Here is a 21761-nt window from a genome sequence, read left to right as displayed (position 1 = left end):
GTGACTGATATATTTTATTGATCTGCTGCTCCAAGTTCATACTTGAAGCATAGCCTTATACGCTTAGTTGTTCAAGTTATTTTTGCTAGCCTCCTTAGTCCACGTTTGTTGCTTGAATAATTCGATTAATTCTGGCTTTCAACCGATCAGTGTCCTGTTGTAATACTTTTATTTGTTCAGAAGCTTTCCTGGCAGCATCGGATTTTACTAATAACGGCTGTTCCTCCTGCCAATACTCGCCCATTGCTTCTGACACGTTTCTGGTCAAGTTAATATGCCATTGAAAAATGTCATTGCCGGCTTGTACGACCCGGTGTGCGGGGATGTCTCCTATGATTTTGCCAAGGTTCTGCTCAATGCCCGGCCTGATATGTTTGCCGATAGCGATCAATTCATTTGCGAAACCAGAATCACCCGAAATATCAATTTTGTCGTAAACCGATTCATCGCGTGCAATTAGTCCTGGCAACAGGGCGGGCATGATCAAGAGCGTGACATCCGCTTCAGGTTGATCATGACTATGCAATAATTCACCGTTCTCCTGAACAATCAGTCTTAAATCAAGTATCGGCGGTAGTCGAAAATGGATTGTTTTCCCTTTAAAAGGTTGTAACCGCTTAAGCGGCCAGCCTTCCTGACGCAAAATATGATTAAACTGATCTACTGCGAATACTGTTAACATAATCAATATTCAGATAGTTTTCGGTCGGTAAAAAAATACATGCCATCGGGATCCGTATAAGGTTTTATAGCAGAATGGATTTTATAGAACCTGAACCGGTAATGGCAATTCATTATGCAGACCGTAAATGAATAGTAACTCAATCCTGTGACTCAGCGTTTGTCATCCCGATATTGTATCGCTAATTTGAAGGTTGGATTGAGAAATTCGTCCCGGAATCAGTTTCAATGAGTTCAATAACGACCCAACCGATAAAGGTATACATGAAAAAGTGTGAAGCCTGTTCACTGTTCAATTTCCAGATTGGGCCGGTGAAGAAACTGTCGCAGTATTATGGAATCAAATGAATTAAATCGATAACCATAAAATCTGAACGGGGCTGAACGGTTTATCCGGGTATAGTAAAACCGGCACGAATTGTATATATGCTATATAAGCATTTCTATGCTTAGCTGAGTTTACAAAAGCGTTTTTCAATGCCTGTAATTAACAGGCAATTACTTGTATATCGGGTTCGATTGTTCTCAGCATATGTTCAATGCCTCGCAAAGTACCGGTTATAGAGCTTGGACAGGTACCGCAGGCACCTTGGTAGTGGATCCTGAGTATGTTGCCTTCCAGCCCCAGTATATGCAAATCACCACCATCATGCTGGAGATAAGGGCGTACTTCTTCGTCAAGCATTATATTGATTCTCTCAAGGCGTTTTTGATCTTCAGGGCCAAGCTGATCGAGCAGATCGTTAGCAGATGCAACCACTTCTTCAGATTGTTTGCTTGCAGCGGGTGCTGCACGTATTGGATCGGCTATTTCACGTGCAAGGTCCTGCCAGTTGGCCTCACCATCCTGTGTAACTGTTATCCAGTGATCAATATAAAATACGTTTGTTACATGGTCGATTTCAAACAGCGAAGCAGCCAATGGATCATCTTTGGCGGCTTCTGCATTGTCAAATGAACGCGCAACGCCCCAGGTCAGCGGTTCCTTGAGAATAAACTTTAGTGCGTTTTTATTGGGCGTGCCTTCGATATCAGCTATTTTCGGCATAATTTCTTATTGTACTGTTGAATTTTATTTCGCGACGATTCGTAATATTGAATGGTGTCATTCCGATTAACGTGATTGCTAAGCTATACGCTATCCGACGCATTTTCTGAAATGTTTTGAACTGGATCATTTGTCGCCTCTGTTGAAACATCGGTCAAATCATTTAATGCAGCATGCAAAGTGTGCCAAGGCAGGATTGCACATTTGACCCGTGTTGGCAGATCGCGTATTCCGGAAAAAACAGTAAGGCGTCCAAGGTGATGCGGACTTTCTAAATCAAGCTCACCCAAAGTCATTTCGCGAAATTCCTGAATAAGGGTTTCTGCGTCAGAACGGGTTTTTCCTTTGACCGCTGTCGTCATCATGGAAGCCGAGGCCTTGCAGATGGCACAGGACTCACCATGAAATGCAATCTGGTTGATATGATCGTCCTTGAGTTGCAGTGTAATGTCGAGGTGGTCACCGCATAGAGGGTTATGGCCGACAGCCTTGTGGCTGGCATGTTCTAGCGTTCCGTAGTTGCGGGGTTTGCGGTTATGATCGAGAATAACTTCCTGGTAAAGTGATTTTGTACTCATTATAGAAAGATCTTTTGCACGTTCTGGATACCTTCAATCAGGACATCCACTTCAGATAAGTCGTTGTAGAAAGCAAACGAGGCGCGCGATGTTGCGGGAACGTTATATCGTTGCATGACAGGTTGTGCGCAGTGATGTCCAGTGCGCACGGCAATGCCATCCTGACTCAGGATGGTGCCGATATCATGCGGATGGACGCCATCAAGTACAAAGGATATGACAGCTGTTTTTTCAGCGGCAGTCCCGAGAATTCTTGCGCCCTTGATTGCATTAATGCGTTCTGTTGCATAATGCAGCAATTTTGTTTCGTGTGCGGCGATCTGGTCCATGCCGATAGAACACAGATAATCAACTGCCGCACCAAAACCGATAACAGCCGCGATTGGCGGTGTGCCGGCCTCAAATTTATGAGGGATATCGGCATAGGTTGTCTTTTCGAAGGTGACCGAGGCAATCATGTCACCGCCGCCTTTGAAAGGTTGCATAGCTTCAAGTAACGATGCCTTGCCGTAGAGCATGCCAACACCGGTTGGGCCGCATAGCTTATGCGCAGAGAAAGCATAAAAATCACAGTCAAGTGCTTGCACGTCTATCGGGATATGTGGAGCAGCCTGGGCGCCGTCAATTAACACGGGAACATTATGTTGGTGTGCATAATCGATCATCTGTTTAACTGGGTTGATCGTCCCGAGCGCATTGGAAACATGAATAAGGCCGACAAATTTGGTGCGTTCATTAAACAGTTTTTCATACGCATCAATGTCGAGTTCACCGGCGTCGTTGATGGGTACGACTCGAATTACAGCGCCTTTTTCCTTGGCAAGCATTTGCCAGGGTACAATATTGGAATGGTGTTCCAGTGTCGTTAGAATGATCTCATCTCCAGCCTGGATAAACCGACGGCCATAGCCGTGCATCACCAGATTGATTGAATCCGTGGTGCCACTGGTAAAGATAATTTCCCGTTGTTCACGGGCATTCACAAATTGCTGTATCTTGTGACGGGCTTTCTCATATTCATCTGTAGCCACTTCCGAAAGATAGTGCACAGCACGATTGATATTGGCGTGTTGGGCAGTCTGGTAGTGCACAAGACGATCGATAACCTGCTGTGGCATCTGACTGGAGGCGGCATTGTCAAGATACACCAGTGGCTTGCCTTCAACTTCAATGCTCAGAATTGGGAAATCCGCACGGATTCTTTCCACGTCGAATTCTGCGCTTGTATGCAGCGCTGCTAATACATTATTTTGGGCCATAATCTAACAGCTTTGAGTTTGGTTAAGTACAATCTGCTCGAGTGTGTGCTTAAGCGAAGCTACAGGAACACTGTCCAGAATTTCAGCGCCGAATGCATATGTGAGGAGATTGCGGGCTGTTAATTCTGATAGGCCGCGGCTTTTCAAATAAAAAATTTCTTCTTTATCCAATTGACCCACGGTTGCACCATGTGCACATTTGACGTCGTCGGCAAAAATCTCGAGTTGGGGTTTTGTATCAATTCGGGCTTTGTCGCTAAGCAACAGGTTGCGGCTTGACTGGGAAGAATTCGTTTTTTGGGTATTGGGCCGAACAATGATTTTTCCATTAAAAACCGCGTGTGCGTTATCGTCAGCGATACATTTATGTTTCTGATGACTGGTGCAGTTTGGTTTCAAATGATCAATGCAGGTATGCGTATCAGCCAGTTGCTGATCTGTAATTAATGCTAAACCGTTAATGATGGACTCGGCAGTTTCTGCTTCTAGCCTGACATCCAGATTGTAGCGTGAAATTTTTGCGCCCAGCGAAACGCTTACTGCCTGATATCGACTGGCATGGTCAAGAGATACAGCGCAGTTTGCCAGATGAAAAGCATTCTGATTTTCACGTTGCATACGAACATGTTGGATCTGCGCATTGGCAGCAAGTTTGAATTCAGCAACAGAATTAGTGATATATGCATCTTCGGCGTTATTCTGAAGAGCGACATAATCTTCAATTACAGTTATTTTGCTGTTGGCCTCCCCGACAATCAGGCAACGCGGATAATGAGTCGTTTCCACCTGCGTGGCGATGAACAATAAATGGACAGGCAGGTCGACAACATTGTTTTGCGGCACGACTATGACTGCACCATCATGTAAAAATGCAGTGTTCAACGCTGCAAACAGATTGTTCTGGTGCTTAACATACTGCCCTAAATGCGACATGATGGTATTGGCATGTTGCGTTGCCAACGCTGACAGGTTGCCGATACACATTTGGTTTTCAGATGTAATACTGGAAAGCTCCGGTGCAAAAAAACCGTCGACGAATACCAGGCGATTGACTGCTTCCTTAATCAAATAGGGCTGAATGTCTGATAAGGCTGGTACTTGTCCAGGCTGTGCCGGTTTGAAAGGCAGTTTCGCTAATGAAGAAATATCAGTAAAACGCCATTCCTCGTCTTTTATTGTAGGCCATTTAAGCTGCCCAGCATTTTCAATTGCCTGTGCACGTAATTGTTTTAACCATGACTGTGGATTCTCAGGCGATGTGTCCGCGTTTATCTTGCCATCAGCTTTTGCATCCAGCGACTTGAACAGGCATGAAAGGTAATCCACATTTGCCGGCTCACTCATGCTGATACCCCTACATTGTTGTGACGATCATCATGAAGCCAGTCATATCCGTGTTTTTCCAATTCCAGCGCCAGTTCTTTTCCACCCGTTTTAACAATGCGGCCTGCTTCCATGACATGGACATAGTCCGGCACAATATGATCCAGCAAACGTTGGTAATGGGTAATCAGGATCATGGCATTCTGTGCATTACTGAGATGATTAACGCCTTTTGCGACTATTTTAAGCGCATCAATATCCAGACCGGAGTCGGTTTCGTCAAGAATTCCAAGTGTTGGTTCAAGCAGCGCCATTTGTAAAATTTCATTGCGTTTCTTTTCACCACCTGAAAATCCTTCGTTGACGCTGCGATCAAGAAAGTCAGGATTCATTTCCAACAGCTTCATTTTTTCACGAACAAAGTCGTCAAACTCTAACGGATCAAGCTCGTCATTACCCCGTTTTGACTGAATGGTATTGTAAGCCAGGCGCAGAAACTGGCTGTTGGCTACACCGGGGATTTCAATAGGGTATTGAAACGCCAGAAATATACCCGCTTGTGCACGTTCTTCTGGGGACAGGGCCAATAAATCCTGTTGCTCGAATTGAATATTACCCTGTGTAACCGTATAGTCCGGATGTCCGGCTAATACCTTGGCAAAGGTGCTCTTTCCTGAACCATTCAACCCCATGATGGCGTGTATCTCACCGGATTTAACAGTCAGATTTATTCCTTTGAGGATCTCGGTTGATTGCGTGTTTGCATGCAAATTCTGTACATCAAGAATTGTTTTGTTGTTCTGGTTTTTCATCCTACACTGCCCTCAAGTTTGAAACTCAGCAATTTCGTAGCTTCTACAGCAAATTCCATAGGAAGCTGTTGAAATACTTCTTTACAAAAACCGTTTACGATCATTGAAACGGCTTCTTCTGAATCGATACCGCGCTGTGCAAAATAAAACAGTTGATCCTCGCCAATCTTCGATGTAGATGCTTCATGCTCAACTTTTGCACTGCTGTTCTGTACTTGTATGTATGGGAAAGTATGCGCGCCGCACTGATCTCCCACCAGCATGGAATCGCATTGTGAAAAATTACGCGCATTTGATGCATTGGGCGTGATACGTACAAGTCCACGATAGCTGCTGTTTGATTTGCCGGCTGAAATACCTTTGCTGATGATAGTGCTGCGTGTATTTTTTCCAAGATGTATCATTTTGGTGCCGGTATCTGCCTGCTGGAGATTATTGGTGAGTGCGACAGAATAAAATTCACCGATTGAGTTATCACCACGTAAAATACACGAAGGATATTTCCAGGTAATTGCTGATCCGGTTTCAACCTGTGTCCATGAAATTCTGGAATTGACGCCTTTGGCGAGTCCCCGTTTTGTGACAAAATTGTAAATCCCGCCAACGCCATTTTCATCGCCGGCATACCAGTTTTGTACGGTTGAGTATTTGATGTCCGCGTTATCAAGGGCAACCAGTTCAACAACTGCGGCATGCAATTGATTGGTATCAAATTGCGGTGCAGTACAGCCCTCCAGATAAGATACGGATGCACCTTCCTCTGCAATTACTAGGGTACGTTCAAACTGACCGGAACCTTCGGTATTAATTCGGAAATACGTGGACAGATCCATCGGACACTTAACACCTTTGGGTATATAACAGAAAGATCCGTCGGTGAATACCGCAGAATTAAGTGCTGCAAAAAAATTATCGCCGACAGGCACTACGGTACCGAGATATTGCCTGACCAGGTCCGGGTGCTTTTGAACTGCTTCTGAAATTGAGCAGAAAATAATACCGACTTCGGCAAGCTTTTCTTTATAGGTTGTGGCAACAGAAACACTGTCAAAAACAACATCAACCGCAACGCCAGCAAGCGCAGCTCTTTCATGCATTGGTACACCCAGTTTTTCAAAAGTGCGTAACAACTCGGGATCAACTTCATCCATGCTGGACAGCTTTTCCTTCGGTTTCGGTGCCGCATAGTAGCTGATTGCCTGAAAGTCAATTTTTGAATAATGAACGTTCTGCCAGTCTGGTTCTGACATGGTAAGCCATTTCTGATAGGCTTTCAGACGGAAATCCAAAAGCCATTCAGGCTCATTCTTTTTTGCTGAAATTAATCGTATCGTTTCTTCTGTGAGTCCTTTTGGTGCAATTTCAGACTCGATATTCGTGACGAAGCCATGTTTGTATGGTTGATTAACCAAATTTTGTAATACAGCACTCATAGAGTTTATTCCTTTGTCAATTTATCTATTAGCTTGGGCTATCTAGAATTTAATTTGCTGTAGTAACAGAATATTATTTATTATAATTAATTGATTTTATTAATTAAATTATCTTTCTACCGATTCATTTAGGCTAAAACTTTCACCACAGCCACAAGTGTTGTCGATATTGGGATTACTGAGCTTGTAAAAGCTGTTCAGGCCCTCTTGAACAAAATCAATCTTTGAACCGTTTAGGAAAGGCAAATCATTGGTATTGACAACAATGTTTGTGTCTTCAGATATAAATAATCGATCATCTTTTTTAATTTCATCGGCGAGATCGTACGTATAGGAATATCCGGAGCAACCCGATTTCTGTATACCGATACGCAATGCAATACCGTGACCCTGTTTGGCAATTTGTTGCTTGATGTGCTTAGCAGCATTTTCAGTTAAAGTAAGAGACATAATATATTTAGGTTTCCTTTTATCTATCATTAAACAACGCATCGTGCAGCCCAGAAAATACGTTTATAAAGACCATTTGATAGAGCTGTTTTGATTGCTTCAAAGTCTGGTCGAGGCTCAAACCTGATTTGTTTATGACATGATTTAACTCTAACCGTTCTGAAATATCCACCAATCCTTTTGTCTGGTCGCTGGCAATTGCTGGTAATGCCGTTGAACTTGTTATACTGAATTGCGTCCGTTCAAGCAGCTGTTGACCTGCGCATATCAAACAGGGGAACAACTTCCTGATCTTTCCTGATGTTTTCCTGATGATCGACAAGTTCTTTCAGAGTGACAGCGCCCAGATAATCAAAAATCAGATCGTTGAGCTTTGCCCACAAGTCATGTGTCATGCATTTACTGTCGTTATGGCAGTTCTCTTTGCCGCCGCATTGAGTGGCATCAATTGGCTCATCGACAGCCAGGATGATATCCGCTACAGAAACTTGTTCCAGTTCTTTAGCAAGACAGTAGCCGCCACCGGGGCCGCGAACACTGTCAACAAGCTCGGACTGGCGAAGCTTGGCAAATAACTGCTCGAGGTAGGACAGCGAAATTTTCTGGCGCTGACTGATATCAGCCAATGTTACCGGATTACTGCTTTGTTGCATGGCAAGATCTAAAAGTGCTGTTACTGCAAATCTGCCTTTTGTAGTCAATCTCATGTCTAAACACTCCTTGATGATTTGTAATTAACAATAAAAAAGCATTACTTCAAATAAGGAATACTTGATTATTTTAGTCAACTATACAATTCCTGATTGAATTAGTCAACAATAATTTGAACTGGGATGTGGTGTGAGAAGACAGCGTATCGGAGTTGCCGTCAGAACCCGGATCAAGTTAAATATGAGGCGAGCAAAACATATGAACTACAACATCAACATATTGTTCTGTTTCAAAAAATAAATTATGTGCTATTTTTCTCGCCCCAGCGGGGTATCAGCCGGTGCTCTATTCTTAGGTGGTCCAGTATGCGAGCTACGACAAAATCGATTACATCCTGAGTCGTTTGGGGGTGATGATAAAAACCAGGGTTGGCCGGTAAAATGACTGCACCAGAATTTGAAAGCTTGAGCATATTTTCTAGATGCAACGAAGAGAATGGTGTTTCCCGGGGTACCAGTATCAATTGACGTTTTTCCTTTAACATGACATCAGCCGCTCGTTCAATCAGATTCTGACTCAAGCCTGAAGCAATAGCAGCTAGCGTTCCCATAGTACATGGGCAGATGACCATTGCATCGGCGGGATTGGTGCCTGAGGCAACAGATGAGAACCAGGCTTCGCGACCAAATACTTCTAATTGACCTGAGGCGGGGCTAAGGAGCTGTTTGAAGAAGGCTTCAGCTTCTTTTGGTTGGGAGGGGAGCGCCATATTCATCTCCTGTTGAGCAACAATTTGCGCAACCTTGGAGTAGAGCAGGTAAACATGTTGCCCACTTTGCAGCAGCAATTCAAGCAACCGTACGCCATAGGCCATACCAGAAGCGCCGGTCAGTGCTAGTGTAACGGTGCGGGGCTTGAACATTTTATGGCTTTCCGGTCAAGTGTATCAACTCGAATTCGCTGTTCTGATTTTTATATTGATTGCCTCGTTATTGGCGACGATAGAAGTTTCCGCTACTGTTTACTCTGATTTTCAGGTGAATTGGCCATTTTCTGTTCATGGCGTTCGATAAAATCCTTGGTGCTGTCTATACCACGTAGTTGGAGAACATAATTGCGTACTGCCGCTTCGACCAGTACAGCAAGATTGCGGCCTGCTGCTACTGGTATTATGACCTTGGGAATATCCACATTCATGATAGTTTCGTTCAGATTACTAATTGGTAATCTTTCCAGTTGATATGTTTCAGAACCGGTTGTGTTTTGCAAATGTACAATCAGTTTCATGTTCTTGTGGCGACGAACAGCAGTTTCACCGAAAATGGTGCGAATATTCAGCATGCCAAGACCGCGAACTTCCAGATAGTCGCGCAGAATTTCCGGGCATCTTCCTTCCAGTGTCTCTGGCGCGATTCTGCGTAGCTCGACTACATCATCGGCGACAAGTCCGTGTCCTCTACTTATAAGTTCAAGCGCCAGTTCGCTTTTGCCGACACCGCTTTCACCGGTGATCAACACACCCAAGCCAAGCACATCCAGGAGAACGCCGTGTAAACAGCACGAAGGTGCAAGAACCCGACCAAGGTAAGAACGCAGCAACCAGATAACTTCAACACTGGGAAAGGGTGACCCAAGTAACGGAATGTGGACTGCATCAGCCATTTGGCACATCGAATCGGGTGCATTTGCACCGTCGGCTACGATTATGCAGGCGAGGTGGCTTTGTTTAAGCAGGTCAAATTTTTTGTGAAGGTTTTGAACATCCAGTTTATTGATATAGTCGACTTCATTGCGACTGAGAACCTGTATCCAGTTAGGATGGATAAAATTCAAATGGCCGATCAAACCCTGGTTAGACTGTGCGATCCAGTCATCGCTGAGTATCTTATTCTTGGCAGCCATTCCGGCTACCCAAATCAGTTTCAACTTCTCCTGTTTGTTTTCGTAAAGATCAGAAATGCTAATTTGAGACATGGGGCGTCCAATCTGCAATCAGTTGATGAATTTCAGCAGCATTCTTGCTGTGTAGAATTTTTTCACGAAATTTTTTGTCGCTGAACATTTGGGCCAGTTCACTCAAAATCTGAAGATGGGTATCGGTTGCTTTTTCAGGAACCAGAAGTATACAGGCGATACTGACAGGCTGACCGTCAGGAGCATCAAAGGGAATGGCTTCTTTCATTGTTACTAAAGCTGCCACAGCTTCACGCAGCCCTTTTATGCGTCCATGCGGAATTGCCACACCTTGCCCAAGACCGGTAGAACCAAGTTTTTCCCGCGCGAATAAGCTGTCAAATACCTGACTTCGGGCAATCTGGATTGTATTTTCAAATAATAAGCCCGCCTGCTCAAACACACGCTTTTTGCTTGCTACATCCAGATCGATAATAACATTCGATTCGGGTAATAATTGTGAAATTAGATTCATGGATTTCCAACGTTAGATGAAATCTTCAGTCGCAAGAGTTTGCGACCGCATCAATCAAATTCTTGATCTTTCAATGCTTGATGATTTCGTTTCTCAAGGTTCTTTTCTTTGTGTTTGAGAACCTGACGGTCGAGTTTGTCTACCAGGCTGTCGATAGATGCATACATATCAGTGCTGTCAGCTTCAACAAATATATCCTTGCCGCGGATATGTAAATTCGCTTCGGCTTTTTGTTTATGTTTTTCAACAGACAGGATAACGCTGACATCGATTACATGATCGAAATGACGAGTAACTTTGCTGATTTTGGTGTTGACATAATCGCGCAGAGCTGGAGTTATCTCAACATGATTGCCTGTTAGTTTTAAATTCATAGTTTTTCCTTTTAATGATTAAAATGTCTTGCGTAGATTTGCGGGAAGAATCTGCATGGATTCCCGGTATTTGGCTATTGTTCTGCGAGCAACTACAATACCCTGTTCTTCAAGGATACCTGCTATCTTATTGTCACTCAGCGGTTTTTTTGGGTTTTCCTTTTGTATGAGTTGTTTGATTAATGCCCGTATAGCTATGGCCGAACAGGAACCGCCCGTGTCTGTGGTGACATGACTGCCAAAAAAATATTTAAGTTCAAAAATACCGCGAGGTGTATGCATGAATTTCTGGGTCGTAACACGGGAAACGGTCGATTCATGAAGCTCCAAAGAGTCTGCAATTTCACGGAGAATTAGCGGCCTCATAGCGATCTCACCGTGCTCAAAAAATTGTTGCTGTTTTTCAACGATTGCATTTGATACTTTGAGTATAGTACTGGAACGCTGTTCCAGATTCTTAATCAGCCACTTTGCTTCAATTAGCTGATTCGACATGATTTTTGAAGATTCGTCGTGTTTTTGTCTGACAATATTCGCGTAATAATGATTAATGTTTAATCTCGGAAGGGCGTTGATATTCAGATTGGCAACCCAAACGCCATTAACTTTGCTTACAATAATGTCGGGTATGATATAGCGCGTATCCGTCGCATTAAAATCCGAACCTGGCCTTGGGTTCAAATTAACGATCAGTTTCTGGACCGCGCGTAAACTCTTGTCGTCGCATTTTAATAACTTTTTTATTAATACATAATCATGGGAGGCCAGAATGTCCAGGTACTGCGTTACTACGCGGATAGCCTGCTTCTTGTGTGCAGTATTCTCAGGCAGGCTTTCCAGTTGTAATAAGAGGCATTCCTGTAGGTTTCTCGCGCCTACACCTGGAGGGTCCAGATGTTGAAGACAGGTGAGTGCCTGATTCAAATCGTCAATTTCAATACCTAGTTCGTCGGGCAGAATGGATAACAATTCATCGAGGTCCTGTGTCAAATAACCGTCATCATTTAAACTGTCAACCAACAGGCCGACAATTTTTTTTTCTCGTTCCGGCACCTGGCTGAGCGATAATTGCTGTGTCAGGTAATTTCTGAGAGTTGCCGGTTCGGCAGCCAGCTGAGGTATTTCATAATCCTCATTCTGGGTAAAATTCGATGTTGAACTGTTTTCAAGCCATTCGGTGTCCTGCTCGGTTTGTGTTGTATTCTTTTCGTCAAGATCATGATCGGGGTGAGTATCATCTTCAGCTTTCTGGATTTCAAATGGTTTGATATCCCAGTTTTCATTTAATTCTAATAGTGGATTCTCTTGAATGATGCGATCAAGCTCCTGATTTAGTTCGAGCGTGGATAACTGCAGTAATCGAATTGATTGCTGTAATTGAGGGGTGAGATTTAACTGTTGCGATAGTTTTAGCTGGAGCGTGGGCTTCATAATTCCAAAAGACAGTTAGGCGTTTATCGAACTATAAAAATTATATGAGGCTTGTCACAACTGAAAATGCTCACCTAAATAAACCTTCCTGACATGCTCATTATAAATGATTTCATCTGGTGCACCTTGTGCTAACACTTTTCCATCATTGATGATATAGGCACGGTCACAAATACCCAGTGTCTCGCGAACGTTGTGATCGGTGATTAAAACTCCGATATCACGGTCTTTCAGAAAATTAATGACTTTTTGGATATCCATGACTGCAATTGGGTCGACACCAGCGAATGGTTCGTCCAGTAAGATAAATCTTGGATGAGAAGCCAGTGCGCGCGCTATCTCTACACGTCTTCGTTCGCCACCGGACAGACTCATCGCGGTATTGTTGCGAATATGACTAATATGCAGGTCATGTAATAACTCATCAAGTTGTTGCTGTAATTGGTCGTCGTTCAAGCGGTGTAATTCCAGGATGGCTAAAATATTTTCTTCAACTGTCAGTCGTCTGAATATTGAGGCCTCCTGAGGCAGGTAACTCAATCCCAGGCGTGCTCTTTCATGGACAGGAAGCTGAGTTAAGCCACGATTATCAAGAAATATATCACCGTGATCGAGTGGTACAAGCCCCACAATCATGTAAAAGCAGGTTGTTTTTCCTGCGCCGTTGGGACCTAACAGGCCAATGACTTCTCCACTATTCAAGGAAAAAGAGACATCATGAACGACAGTACGTGATTTGTAGCGTTTCTTTAAATTTTGGGCTTTTAATATACTCATGGGCGCCTATAACACAGTTTTTAAACGCTTATTCTGAACTGGACTCGGCGGATTTGTTTTTGGGCTGGATGATGATGCGTACACGGTTATCGGTATCTGTTTGCTCCCCGCGTTCATGACTGCCGATGACCTGAAAAAATTCGCTATTCATGTTGTATGAAATATAATCGCCGTTCACTTCGTCTTCTCCACGTCTGAGGCGCGCCTGTTTGAATAATTCAATTTTGTCGATTTTATTATCATATTCGACACGTTTGCTCCAACCTTCAACATATTCATCAACACCATCACGTTTCTGACGGAAACTGACCAGGTTGCCCGTTGCTGTCGCATGACGGAATCCATTGATGTCCTCTTTGATAACTATTTTATCTGCACTGATGCGTAAAGTGCCCTGTGTCAAAATAACATTGCCGGTGAAAACACTTACACGTGTGGAATCCTTGCGATTAATGTCTTCAACTGTTGCACGGTCAGCTTCGAGATAAATTGGTTTGTCACGATCTGAACGTTCGGCAAAGGCGCTGAAAGGAATGATAAAAAATAACAGATAAACAAAGGAATGTTTCTTCATGAGTGCTCGCGTTATCGGTCGACCGCGCGCACGCGGGACAATAGTTCGATTTTGTTGGTATTGTTATTAAATTCCAGGCCTGTTCCATGAACGGTCGTATTAAGCCTTGTGATTACGACTTCCTGGTCTGTCTGAACAAGTTCCCTACCCGGAATAAGATGAAGCGTTTTTGTTTCCATGATTATTTTTTTTTCGTCATCATCATTTCCGCGTATAACGTTAACGTCGCCTGCTAAGTAAATATCTTCACCATTGTTATGAATTTCAGCTTGATTGGCAGACACACGAAATGGAGGTGTGTCCGGTTTGAGGTGCATGAAATGGATGTCACTGAGTTTTGTAAAATCATGATTTATAAAGTGTAACATTTTTTTTGCATGAAATACGTGCTGGATTGATTGCGCGTGCTCCATGCGCAATCCGGATACATTCTCAACGATGTAGTCCGGTTGCTGGTACGGTTCGTTATCAACACCCGGTGTGAATGGCTCAGTAATATTATCAAGCCATAACGCCAGTGCTGCCAGGCCAATCAATGCGATAAAAGAAAAATTGAAGTTTGAACGCCGAAACATGAATATAAACTCAAATGACAATTGGTGTCATAAATCTCATAGAAGATTCACATAGCTAAATGCAAATTCAGATGTGCTAATTTGTGCGGGTGAGTATTCGCTGAGTTACCATGCTTTATTGATAATAAATTATATCAGAACTATCTGTAGTAATAGCATGTCATTATGACTGGAAACTAACACATTCTGTTTTATGTTGTGCAGGGAGCGCGGCTGTGACGTTGCTTGCGTGTCTTGATTTTGTATTTGTCTCGTGCAAGTATCATGCTATGGTTCTAACATGAATGAGTATTGTTTGTTATTTAAAGACGAATATACCGTACCGGCGCGTGATTTCGTTTATCTCTGTATATTAATGTGGATATTTTTTATTAATTAATTAGAAAAAAAGAATAAATTTGTATGCGGGCAGAAGCGATAGAATTTGAAAATTTCGATCACATGCAGGATGAAGCATGTGCGCAGCGTATAGAAACTGCAAAAAAGACTTTGGGCAAACAGGTCGTCTTGCTGGCACATCATTACCAGCGGGCGGATGTATATCGACATGCTGATTTGACTGGCGATTCGTTGAAATTGGCCTATCAGGCTGCTCAAACGGATGCAGATTACCTGGTTTTTTGTGGCGTACATTTCATGGCAGAAGTGGCGGATATATTGTCCAGTGATGAGCAGACTGTGATTTTGCCGGATATGGCCGCGGGCTGTTCGATGGCCGACATGGCAAGCTTGACAAAGGTAGAGCGTGCGTGGCGGGAGCTTGCAGAAGTTTTGTCACCGGATGAGACGGTAACGCCAGTCACATATATTAATTCTGCCGCTGACCTGAAAGCCTTTTGCGGAGAGCATGGCGGTATCGTCTGTACTTCCAGCAACGCAGGTAAGATTCTTGAGTGGTCCTTTCAGCAGCGTGAAAAGGTTTTGTTTTTTCCTGATCAACATTTAGGACGCTGGAGTGGCTATCAGCTTGGCATACCGCTGGATGAAATGGCCGTATGGGATTTTGATGAGCCGATGGGCGGCCTGACACCTGAACAGATCAAACGAGCCAAGATTTTATTATGGAAAGGGCACTGTTCAGTGCATCAAATGTTCCAGCCGCAGCATATTCTCCGTTTTCGTAACCAGCATCCGGATGGTATCGTTATATCCCACCCCGAGTGCAGTTTTGAAGTGTGCAGCGCATCTGATTACGTTGGTTCAACTGAATACATTATCAAGACGATTGCAGCGGCAGAGGAGGGTACGCGCTGGCTGGTGGGTACAGAGTTGAACCTGGTCAGCAGGATCGCTGAAGAATTCAAATCCCAAAATAAAATCGTACAATTTATGTCACCTCTGGTTTGCATGTGTTCGACGATGGCGCGTATCGATCCACAACACTTGACTTGGGCTTTGGAGAATCTGGCCAATGGAACTGTTGTAAACCGTATACAGGTGCCACAAACCGATGCCGGACTTGCGAAACTGGCGCTGGAACGGATGCTTTCCATCTCATAATCATGAAATACAGCTTAATCGTATCCATGCCATTTATACATATTGACCGTATGTATATCAAAGTAATCGGCTGTCACAGTGGCTGATTCAGTGTCGCCAGTATTGTCATCAATTGAAGCGCGTGTGCTGGGCGTATTGGTTGAGAAGCAGCATACCGTACCAGATAGTTATCCGCTTTCATTAAACGCTCTGGTTTCAGGCTGTAATCAAAAGTCGAATCGGTTTCCGGTAATGCAGGTCTCTCAAACAGATGTTCTCGAAGCAATTGAAAAACTGGAACAAGTGTCCCTGGTTTCAGAATCAAGTGGTGGGCGTGTAACACGCTATGCGCATCATTTTGAGGAGGTATTTAATATACCGGTGCAATCTGTTGCGCTGATTGCCATGCTCTTATTGAGAGGACCGCAAACTGCCGGAGAACTTCGCATCCATTGTGAGCGGTTGCACAAATTCGCTGATATCTCGTCGGTCGAAGCTTTCCTTGAAGAGATGGCTGTGCGTTCGAGTGGAAGTCTGGTTGTGAAACTGCCGCGGAAAACGGGTGCGCGTGAGAATCGCTGGTTTCATTTACTTTCAGAAGATTCAGACAATGAAGCTTATATCGATACATGTGCTTTGTCTGACAGACATGATTCCGTGTCGTTTGACGACTTTCATGCGCTTAAGTCCGATTTTATCAAACTCGAGGCCGAAGTGGCGGTTTTGCGCAAAGCCGTTGATCAGTTGAAGGCTCAAATCCTGCTACAGGAAAAACACATGGAAGAATAAAACTTGTAGTACCTGGAGTCTCATAGTAACGCCCGACAAACCAAAAAACCCGTGCAGAACGGGTTTTTATACATCAAAATACTTTAAGAAACTTATATTTATTTTAATTTGGTTTCTTTGTATTTGACATGTTTGCGTGCGACCGGATCAAATTTCATAATTTCCAGCTTTTCAGGATTTGCACGTTTATTCTTAGTTGTTGTATAAAAATGCCCGGTGCCAGCCGAAGACTCAAGCTTGATTTTATCACGCATTGGTAGTTTCCTTTTTTATAGCTTCAGATTAAATGTTTTTACCGAGCGAGCGCATTTCAGCAACAACCACGTCGATCCCTTTTTTATCGATTGTTCGTAATGCTGCATTTGATAATCGCATGCTGATCCAGCGTTTTTCACTTTCCAGCCAAAATCTGCGTCTTTGTAAATTTGGTAAAAAGCGCCTTTTAGTCTTGTTGTTTGCGTGAGACACATTGTTTCCGGTCAGCGGCTTCTTTCCAGTAACTTCGCATACTCGTGCCATATTCGTACACCCCAAAATTGCAAAAACGTAGATTATATCTCTTTTTTTATTTTTTTATCAAATATATAACAACCAAATCGAATTTCTTCCAATTTGTCGGAATTAAATTTATTATGTGACGGGTGGAAACATATTGTAACTATGGCGGTTTATTCAGGATCAATAACTTTACATCAAATTCTGTTCCGCGAATGACAGTACTTCATTTTTACCGATGATAAAGTGATCGAGCACCTTGACATCAACTAGATCAAGCGCTTTTTTTAGTGTAAGCGTCAGCGTCTTGTCGGCCTGGCTAGGTTCGGCACTGCCGGAGGGGTGATTATGGGCGAAAATAATCGCAGCAGCATTGTGATATAAGGCACGTTTAACGACTTCACGTGGATAGACGCTGGCCTGTGTGAGCGTTCCCGTGAATAGTTCATCCGTTGCAATCATATGATGTTTTGCATCCAGAAAGATAGCCATAAAAATTTCGTGTTGTTTATTAGCGAGGCTCAGGTTCAGGAAATCCCTGACGAGTTGAGGTGTGTTCATCACATGGCCGCGTTCCAGTCGTTCGCTTAATGTGCGACGTGACATTTCAAGAATTGCCTGCAGTTGTGCATATTTTGCTGTTCCAACACCATGAAAATTACAAAGGGTTGTTTTATCCGCAGAAAAAAGATTGCCGAGACTGCCAAAATGGTTTATCAGATTTCTAGCAAGTTCAACGGCACTTTTACCTGTTGTACCGGTGCGCAGAAAAATGGCAAGTAACTCCGTGTCAGACAGATTCCTGGCGCCAAATCTCAGTAGTTTTTCGCGTGGACGTTCATAGACAGGCCAGTCGGTAATTGTCATAGATTTCAAATGTGCAGTGAATTTTTATTTGATACGGCATCGGAATGAATACGATTGAGTTAAAATTCAGCTGATCCGCAATTATTTTTCATGTGATTATAAAAAGGTTTTGAATGTGATTTTCGGTTTTCATGGTCAACAATTACGCAGAATTATCTTTGACGGGTAAACGCCTGTTGCTAGGGGTGACAGGGGGAGTGGCGGCATACAAGGCTGCTGAGCTTGCTCGCCTGTTAACGCAAGCCGGATGCCTGGTGCAACCCGTGATGACAGAATCAGCGTGCCGGTTTGTCGGCCCTGTTACTTTCCAGTCATTGACCGGTCAATCTGTATTTACCGATTTGTGGGAAGCAGACAAATCAAACTCAATGGCGCATATTGATCTGTCCAGAAATGCTGATTTGATCGTGATCGCGCCGGCAAGTGCTGATTTTATTGCAAAATTGGCATGTGGTATGGCGAATGATTTACTGTCGACGCTTTGTCTGGCGCGCGATTGTCCATTATTGATTGCGCCAGCGATGAATCGGAAAATGTGGGAAAATCCGGCCACGCAGCGGAATATCACACGTTTGCAGGAAGATGGCGTAGTCATTGCAGGCCCCGATACCGGCGAACAGGCGTGTGGAGAAATTGGGGTGGGACGTATGCAGGCTGTCGATGTGCTGCTGGCTGTAATACAGCAAAAGCTGAGTGACGGTGTGATGCGAGGTATAGATGTCCTGATGACTGCGGGACCGACATATGAGGCGATTGATGCCGTGCGCGGTATTACCAATAGCAGTTCTGGTAAAATGGGGTATGCGCTTGCGCAGGCTGCGCTGGATGCCGGTGCGACAGTGACGCTGGTTACCGGCCCAAGCTGCCTGCGCGTACCCGCGGTAAACAGATTGATCAGAGTGATGAGTGCGCGAGAAATGTTGGGCGCTGTAGAGGAAGTCATTGACGGAAAAAAACCGGATATATTTATTAGCGTTGCCGCTGTTGCTGATTACCATGCAATAAATGTTGAGCCTGGGAAAATCAAGAAAACAGACCAAAAGCTGGTTCTTGAACTGACGCCGAACCCGGATATATTGTCAAAAGTCGCGCATTTGCCAAAAGCTCCTTTTTGCGTTGGCTTTGCCGCGGAAACGGATCATCTCGAAAAAAATGCATTACGCAAGCGCCGCCATAAAAAACTGCCTTTACTGGTTGCCAATTGGGTACAGGAAGCCATGGGTTCTGATCAAACGGCACTGATTTTGTACGATGACGCAGGTAAGCATATTCTGGAAAAAGCATCCAAGCAGATTCAGGCAGAGCGGTTGATCAGACATATTGCGCAGTTATATGCTCTGCAAAAACATGATAATAATCCGGACACGACATGACACAAATAGATTTGAAAATTCTTGATGAGCGCCTGTATGAATGCATTCCGTCGTACGCCACGCCGGGTTCAGCAGGTCTTGATTTACGGGCATGTATTGATCAACGTGAAATAATACACGCAGGAAAGGCAATTTTGGTTCCAACCGGGATCGCAATTCACATTGACGATTCAAGTCTGGCCGCTATGGTGTTGCCTCGCTCAGGACTCGGTCACAAACATGGGATTGTACTAGGGAACCTGGTCGGTCTCATTGATTCGGACTATCAGGGACAGATATTCGTTTCCTGCTGGAATCGAGGCCAGACATCATTCGAGTTGAACCCGATGGACCGCATTGCACAGCTGGTTGTTTTTCCCATCGTTCAGGTCGGTTTTAATGTTGTTAAAGAGTTCGGCATCAGCCAGCGTGGAGAAAATGGTTTTGGCAGTACCGGGAAATACTGACTATGCGTTTAATGTCACTTGTTTGTTGTGGTTGTCTGTTTCTGCTGACATTCAGTCAGACGGTTGCGTCCACCAATCTGCAGTATGTCTCGCTGCAGATAGCAGGTTACACATTGTCAGCAGAAGTTGCCGATACACATGCTTCCCGTGCGCGAGGGCTGATGTTTCGTGAATCTCTGAATGCTAATACCGGTATGTTATTTGTGTTTCCAAAAAGCGCATATCTGAGCATGTGGATGAAGAACACAGTGATACCGTTAAGTGTGGCCTTCATCGATGAAGAAGGGATTATCATTAATATTGCCGACATGCAGCCCAATACGCATACTGCACACTATTCAACTAATCTAGCGAAATATGCTCTTGAGATGAATATCGGCTGGTTTTCTCACAGAAAAATAGATGCGGGTGATCGGGTGATCGGGCTCGAGCTGATTTCGGCAACAAACTGAAGTGCATTGCAACTTATGTGTCAGGGTTGAAACTAACGCATGCGTGGAAGCATCCCCTTCAAACCACGCATCATTTTTGACATGCCACCTTTGTTCATCATTTTCATCATTTTCCTTGCCTGATCGAATTGCGACAACAAACGGTTGACTTCCTGAACGGACACGCCCGAGCCTGCTGCGATACGTCTTTTACGCGAAGCCTTGAGAATTTCAGGCTTAACGCGCTCCTGTGGCGTCATTGAGTTGATAATGGCTTCTGTCCGGCCGATTACTTTATCATCTACATTGACGTTTTGCGCGGCCTGACTTAATTGAGCAGGCAGCTTGTCGAGCATGGCGCTCATACCGCCCATTTTTTTCATTTGTTGAAACTGCGCCTTGAAGTCATTTAAATCAAATCCTTTGCCTGATTTGACTTTCTTTAACAGTTTTTTTGCTTCACGCTCATCGGTGCTGCGCTGTGCTTCCTCAATCAATCCCAGCACATCACCCATGCCAAGAATGCGCGAGGCCATGCGGTCAGGGTAAAAAGCCTCTATGCCGGTCAGCTTCTCCGCTATGCCGGTAAACTTAATTGGTTTTCCGGTTATATGTTTGACTGATAATGCGGCGCCACCGCGTGCGTCGCCGTCCAGTTTGGTCAAGACGACACCTGTCAACGGTAACGCTTCTGAGAAAGCTTTGGCGGTATTGACGGCATCCTGTCCCTGCATTGCATCGACGACAAACAGCGTTTCAATTGGATTCAGCAAACGTTCAAGTTCACTGATTTCCTGCATCATTGCTTCATCGATACCTAATCGGCCTGCCGTATCAACTATCATGACATCATGGTGATGTTTGCGCGCATAATCCAGTGCTGCGGTTCCGATTTCACCAGGTTTTTGATTACTCTGAACTGGAAAAAAATCAGCGCCTGTTTGATTTGCCAGTAATTCCAGTTGATGGATGGCGGCGGGACGGTAAATGTCGCAGGAAACCAACAGAACTTTTTTCTTTTTATGCTCCATGAGCCATTTTGCGAGCTTGCCGCTGCTGGTTGTTTTACCGGCCCCTTGCAGGCCTGCCATTAATATGACGGCTGGCGGCGTTGTCGAGAGATTCAGATCCGCTTTGTCACCACCCATTATCGCGATAAGTTCCTGCTGGACAACGCCCACCAATGCCTGGCCCGGTGTCAAGCTGCTCATGACTTCATGTCCGACTGCTTTTTCCTTAACACGCGCGATGAATTCTTTTACGACAGGTAAAGCAACATCGGCTTCGAGCAATGCCAGCCGGACTTCACGTAGTGCCTTCTGGATATTGTTTTCTGTGAGCCTCGCTTCGCCTTTCAGTGTTTTAATAACATCAGAAAGCCGGCCAGTTAGATTTTCAAACATACAAGAACCTCAGTGAATAAATAGATATAGGAAATGCTGTTGTGTAAAATTCATGTATTGTGCAGGCTTGCACTATGAATTTCT

Annotated in this window: 26 protein-coding genes; 5 read left to right on the top strand and 21 right to left on the bottom strand. The window is 44.2% G+C overall.

Going from position 1 to position 21761, the window contains the following annotated elements; all coding sequences use genetic code 11:
• Window positions 1–94 precede the first annotated feature (94 nt).
• From BMY62_RS01900 to lptC, 17 genes are all read right to left on the bottom strand, one after another.
• Window positions 95–682 carry a ubiquinone biosynthesis accessory factor UbiJ gene (locus BMY62_RS01900; protein WP_090655762.1) on the bottom strand — a complete coding sequence of 196 codons (588 nt, stop codon included), beginning with the start codon at window positions 680–682 and terminating at the stop codon, window positions 95–97.
• Between the two features lie 486 nt (window positions 683–1168).
• On the bottom strand, window positions 1169–1729 hold the full coding sequence (locus BMY62_RS01895; protein WP_090655758.1) for a NifU family protein: 561 nt from the start codon (window positions 1727–1729) through the stop codon (window positions 1169–1171).
• 83 nt (window positions 1730–1812) lie between these two features.
• Window positions 1813–2307 (bottom strand): Fe-S cluster assembly sulfur transfer protein SufU, encoded by a 495-nt coding sequence (gene sufU / locus BMY62_RS01890; RefSeq protein ID WP_090655755.1) that lies wholly within the window; start codon window positions 2305–2307, stop codon window positions 1813–1815.
• On the bottom strand, window positions 2307–3566 hold the full coding sequence (locus BMY62_RS01885; protein ID WP_090655752.1) for an aminotransferase class V-fold PLP-dependent enzyme: 1260 nt from the start codon (window positions 3564–3566) through the stop codon (window positions 2307–2309). The genes sufU and BMY62_RS01885 overlap by 1 nt, the downstream gene beginning before the upstream one ends.
• Window positions 3567–3569: 3 nt before the next feature.
• Window positions 3570–4910: a Fe-S cluster assembly protein SufD gene (gene sufD / locus BMY62_RS01880; protein WP_090655748.1), complete on the bottom strand. Its 1341-nt coding sequence runs from the start codon at window positions 4908–4910 to the stop codon at window positions 3570–3572.
• The gene (gene sufC / locus BMY62_RS01875) at window positions 4907–5701 is read right to left on the bottom strand and encodes a Fe-S cluster assembly ATPase SufC (protein ID WP_090655745.1); all 795 of its coding nucleotides are present in this window, start codon (window positions 5699–5701) and stop codon (window positions 4907–4909) included. The genes sufD and sufC overlap by 4 nt, the downstream gene beginning before the upstream one ends.
• Window positions 5698–7134, bottom strand: coding sequence for a Fe-S cluster assembly protein SufB (gene sufB, locus BMY62_RS01870; protein WP_090655742.1), 1437 nt, complete (start codon window positions 7132–7134; stop codon window positions 5698–5700). The genes sufC and sufB overlap by 4 nt, the downstream gene beginning before the upstream one ends.
• 108 nt (window positions 7135–7242) lie before the next feature.
• Window positions 7243–7584: a HesB/IscA family protein gene (locus tag BMY62_RS01865; protein ID WP_090655739.1), complete on the bottom strand. Its 342-nt coding sequence runs from the start codon at window positions 7582–7584 to the stop codon at window positions 7243–7245.
• Between the two features lie 242 nt (window positions 7585–7826).
• Window positions 7827–8291, bottom strand: a complete 465-nt coding sequence (gene iscR, locus BMY62_RS01855) for a Fe-S cluster assembly transcriptional regulator IscR (protein WP_090655734.1) — start codon at window positions 8289–8291, stop codon at window positions 7827–7829.
• A gap of 245 nt (window positions 8292–8536) precedes the next feature.
• Entirely contained in the window at window positions 8537–9157 is a 621-nt protein-coding gene (locus BMY62_RS01850) for a flavin prenyltransferase UbiX (protein ID WP_090655732.1), read from the bottom strand.
• A 92-nt stretch (window positions 9158–9249) separates the two neighbouring features.
• Complete coding sequence (gene hprK, locus BMY62_RS01845; RefSeq protein ID WP_090655729.1) at window positions 9250–10209, bottom strand: HPr(Ser) kinase/phosphatase; 960 nt, start codon at window positions 10207–10209, stop codon at window positions 9250–9252.
• Entirely contained in the window at window positions 10196–10663 is a 468-nt protein-coding gene (locus BMY62_RS01840; protein ID WP_090655726.1) for a PTS sugar transporter subunit IIA, read from the bottom strand. Before BMY62_RS01840 ends, hprK begins: the two co-directional genes overlap by 14 nt.
• A 50-nt stretch (window positions 10664–10713) precedes the next feature.
• Window positions 10714–11037, bottom strand: coding sequence for a ribosome hibernation-promoting factor, HPF/YfiA family (hpf, locus tag BMY62_RS01835; protein ID WP_090655724.1), 324 nt, complete (start codon window positions 11035–11037; stop codon window positions 10714–10716).
• An 18-nt stretch (window positions 11038–11055) separates the two neighbouring features.
• A complete protein-coding gene (locus tag BMY62_RS01830) occupies window positions 11056–12468 on the bottom strand; it encodes an RNA polymerase factor sigma-54 (RefSeq protein ID WP_090655721.1) in 1413 nt (470 codons plus the stop codon).
• Window positions 12469–12522: 54 nt separating this feature from the next.
• On the bottom strand, window positions 12523–13245 hold the full coding sequence (gene lptB, locus BMY62_RS01825; RefSeq protein WP_090655718.1) for an LPS export ABC transporter ATP-binding protein: 723 nt from the start codon (window positions 13243–13245) through the stop codon (window positions 12523–12525).
• A 28-nt stretch (window positions 13246–13273) separates the two neighbouring features.
• A complete protein-coding gene (gene lptA, locus BMY62_RS01820; protein WP_090655714.1) occupies window positions 13274–13819 on the bottom strand; it encodes a lipopolysaccharide transport periplasmic protein LptA in 546 nt (181 codons plus the stop codon).
• An 11-nt stretch (window positions 13820–13830) separates the two neighbouring features.
• A complete protein-coding gene (lptC, locus tag BMY62_RS01815) occupies window positions 13831–14394 on the bottom strand; it encodes an LPS export ABC transporter periplasmic protein LptC (protein WP_090655712.1) in 564 nt (187 codons plus the stop codon).
• 402 nt (window positions 14395–14796) lie between these two features.
• On the opposite strand from lptC, the gene nadA reads away from it, so the two are divergent.
• A complete protein-coding gene (nadA, locus tag BMY62_RS01810; protein WP_090655709.1) occupies window positions 14797–15894 on the top strand; it encodes a quinolinate synthase NadA in 1098 nt (365 codons plus the stop codon).
• Window positions 15895–15972: 78 nt separating this feature from the next.
• Window positions 15973–16662 (top strand): YceH family protein, encoded by a 690-nt coding sequence (locus BMY62_RS01805; protein ID WP_090655706.1) that lies wholly within the window; start codon window positions 15973–15975, stop codon window positions 16660–16662.
• Window positions 16663–16760: 98 nt separating this feature from the next.
• On the opposite strand, the gene rpmG is transcribed toward BMY62_RS01805, so the two are convergent.
• From rpmG to radC, 3 genes are all read right to left on the bottom strand, one after another.
• The gene (rpmG, locus tag BMY62_RS01800; RefSeq protein WP_090628385.1) at window positions 16761–16916 is read right to left on the bottom strand and encodes a 50S ribosomal protein L33; all 156 of its coding nucleotides are present in this window, start codon (window positions 16914–16916) and stop codon (window positions 16761–16763) included.
• Between the two features lie 28 nt (window positions 16917–16944).
• A complete protein-coding gene (rpmB, locus tag BMY62_RS01795; RefSeq protein ID WP_090655702.1) occupies window positions 16945–17181 on the bottom strand; it encodes a 50S ribosomal protein L28 in 237 nt (78 codons plus the stop codon).
• Window positions 17182–17349: 168 nt separating this feature from the next.
• Window positions 17350–18024: a RadC family protein gene (gene radC / locus BMY62_RS01790; RefSeq protein ID WP_090655700.1), complete on the bottom strand. Its 675-nt coding sequence runs from the start codon at window positions 18022–18024 to the stop codon at window positions 17350–17352.
• A 131-nt stretch (window positions 18025–18155) separates the two neighbouring features.
• Between radC and coaBC the strand changes: the two genes are divergently transcribed.
• From coaBC to BMY62_RS01775, 3 genes are read left to right on the top strand one after another with little or no spacing between them, the layout of a single operon-like run.
• Window positions 18156–19397, top strand: coding sequence for a bifunctional phosphopantothenoylcysteine decarboxylase/phosphopantothenate--cysteine ligase CoaBC (gene coaBC / locus BMY62_RS01785; RefSeq protein ID WP_090655697.1), 1242 nt, complete (start codon window positions 18156–18158; stop codon window positions 19395–19397).
• A complete protein-coding gene (gene dut, locus BMY62_RS01780) occupies window positions 19394–19843 on the top strand; it encodes a dUTP diphosphatase (RefSeq protein WP_090655694.1) in 450 nt (149 codons plus the stop codon). Before coaBC ends, dut begins: the two co-directional genes overlap by 4 nt.
• A 2-nt stretch (window positions 19844–19845) precedes the next feature.
• The gene (locus BMY62_RS01775; protein ID WP_090655691.1) at window positions 19846–20295 is read left to right on the top strand and encodes a DUF192 domain-containing protein; all 450 of its coding nucleotides are present in this window, start codon (window positions 19846–19848) and stop codon (window positions 20293–20295) included.
• 32 nt (window positions 20296–20327) lie between these two features.
• Here BMY62_RS01775 and ffh read toward each other — a convergent pair whose 3' ends face one another.
• Window positions 20328–21677, bottom strand: a complete 1350-nt coding sequence (gene ffh, locus BMY62_RS01770; protein ID WP_090655688.1) for a signal recognition particle protein — start codon at window positions 21675–21677, stop codon at window positions 20328–20330.
• Window positions 21678–21761 lie beyond the last annotated feature (84 nt).

The sequence above is a fragment of the Nitrosomonas marina genome (genome assembly GCF_900111605.1).
GTDB lineage: Bacteria > Pseudomonadota > Gammaproteobacteria > Burkholderiales > Nitrosomonadaceae > Nitrosomonas > Nitrosomonas marina_A.
This window is presented reverse-complemented; position numbering and strand designations above follow the sequence as displayed.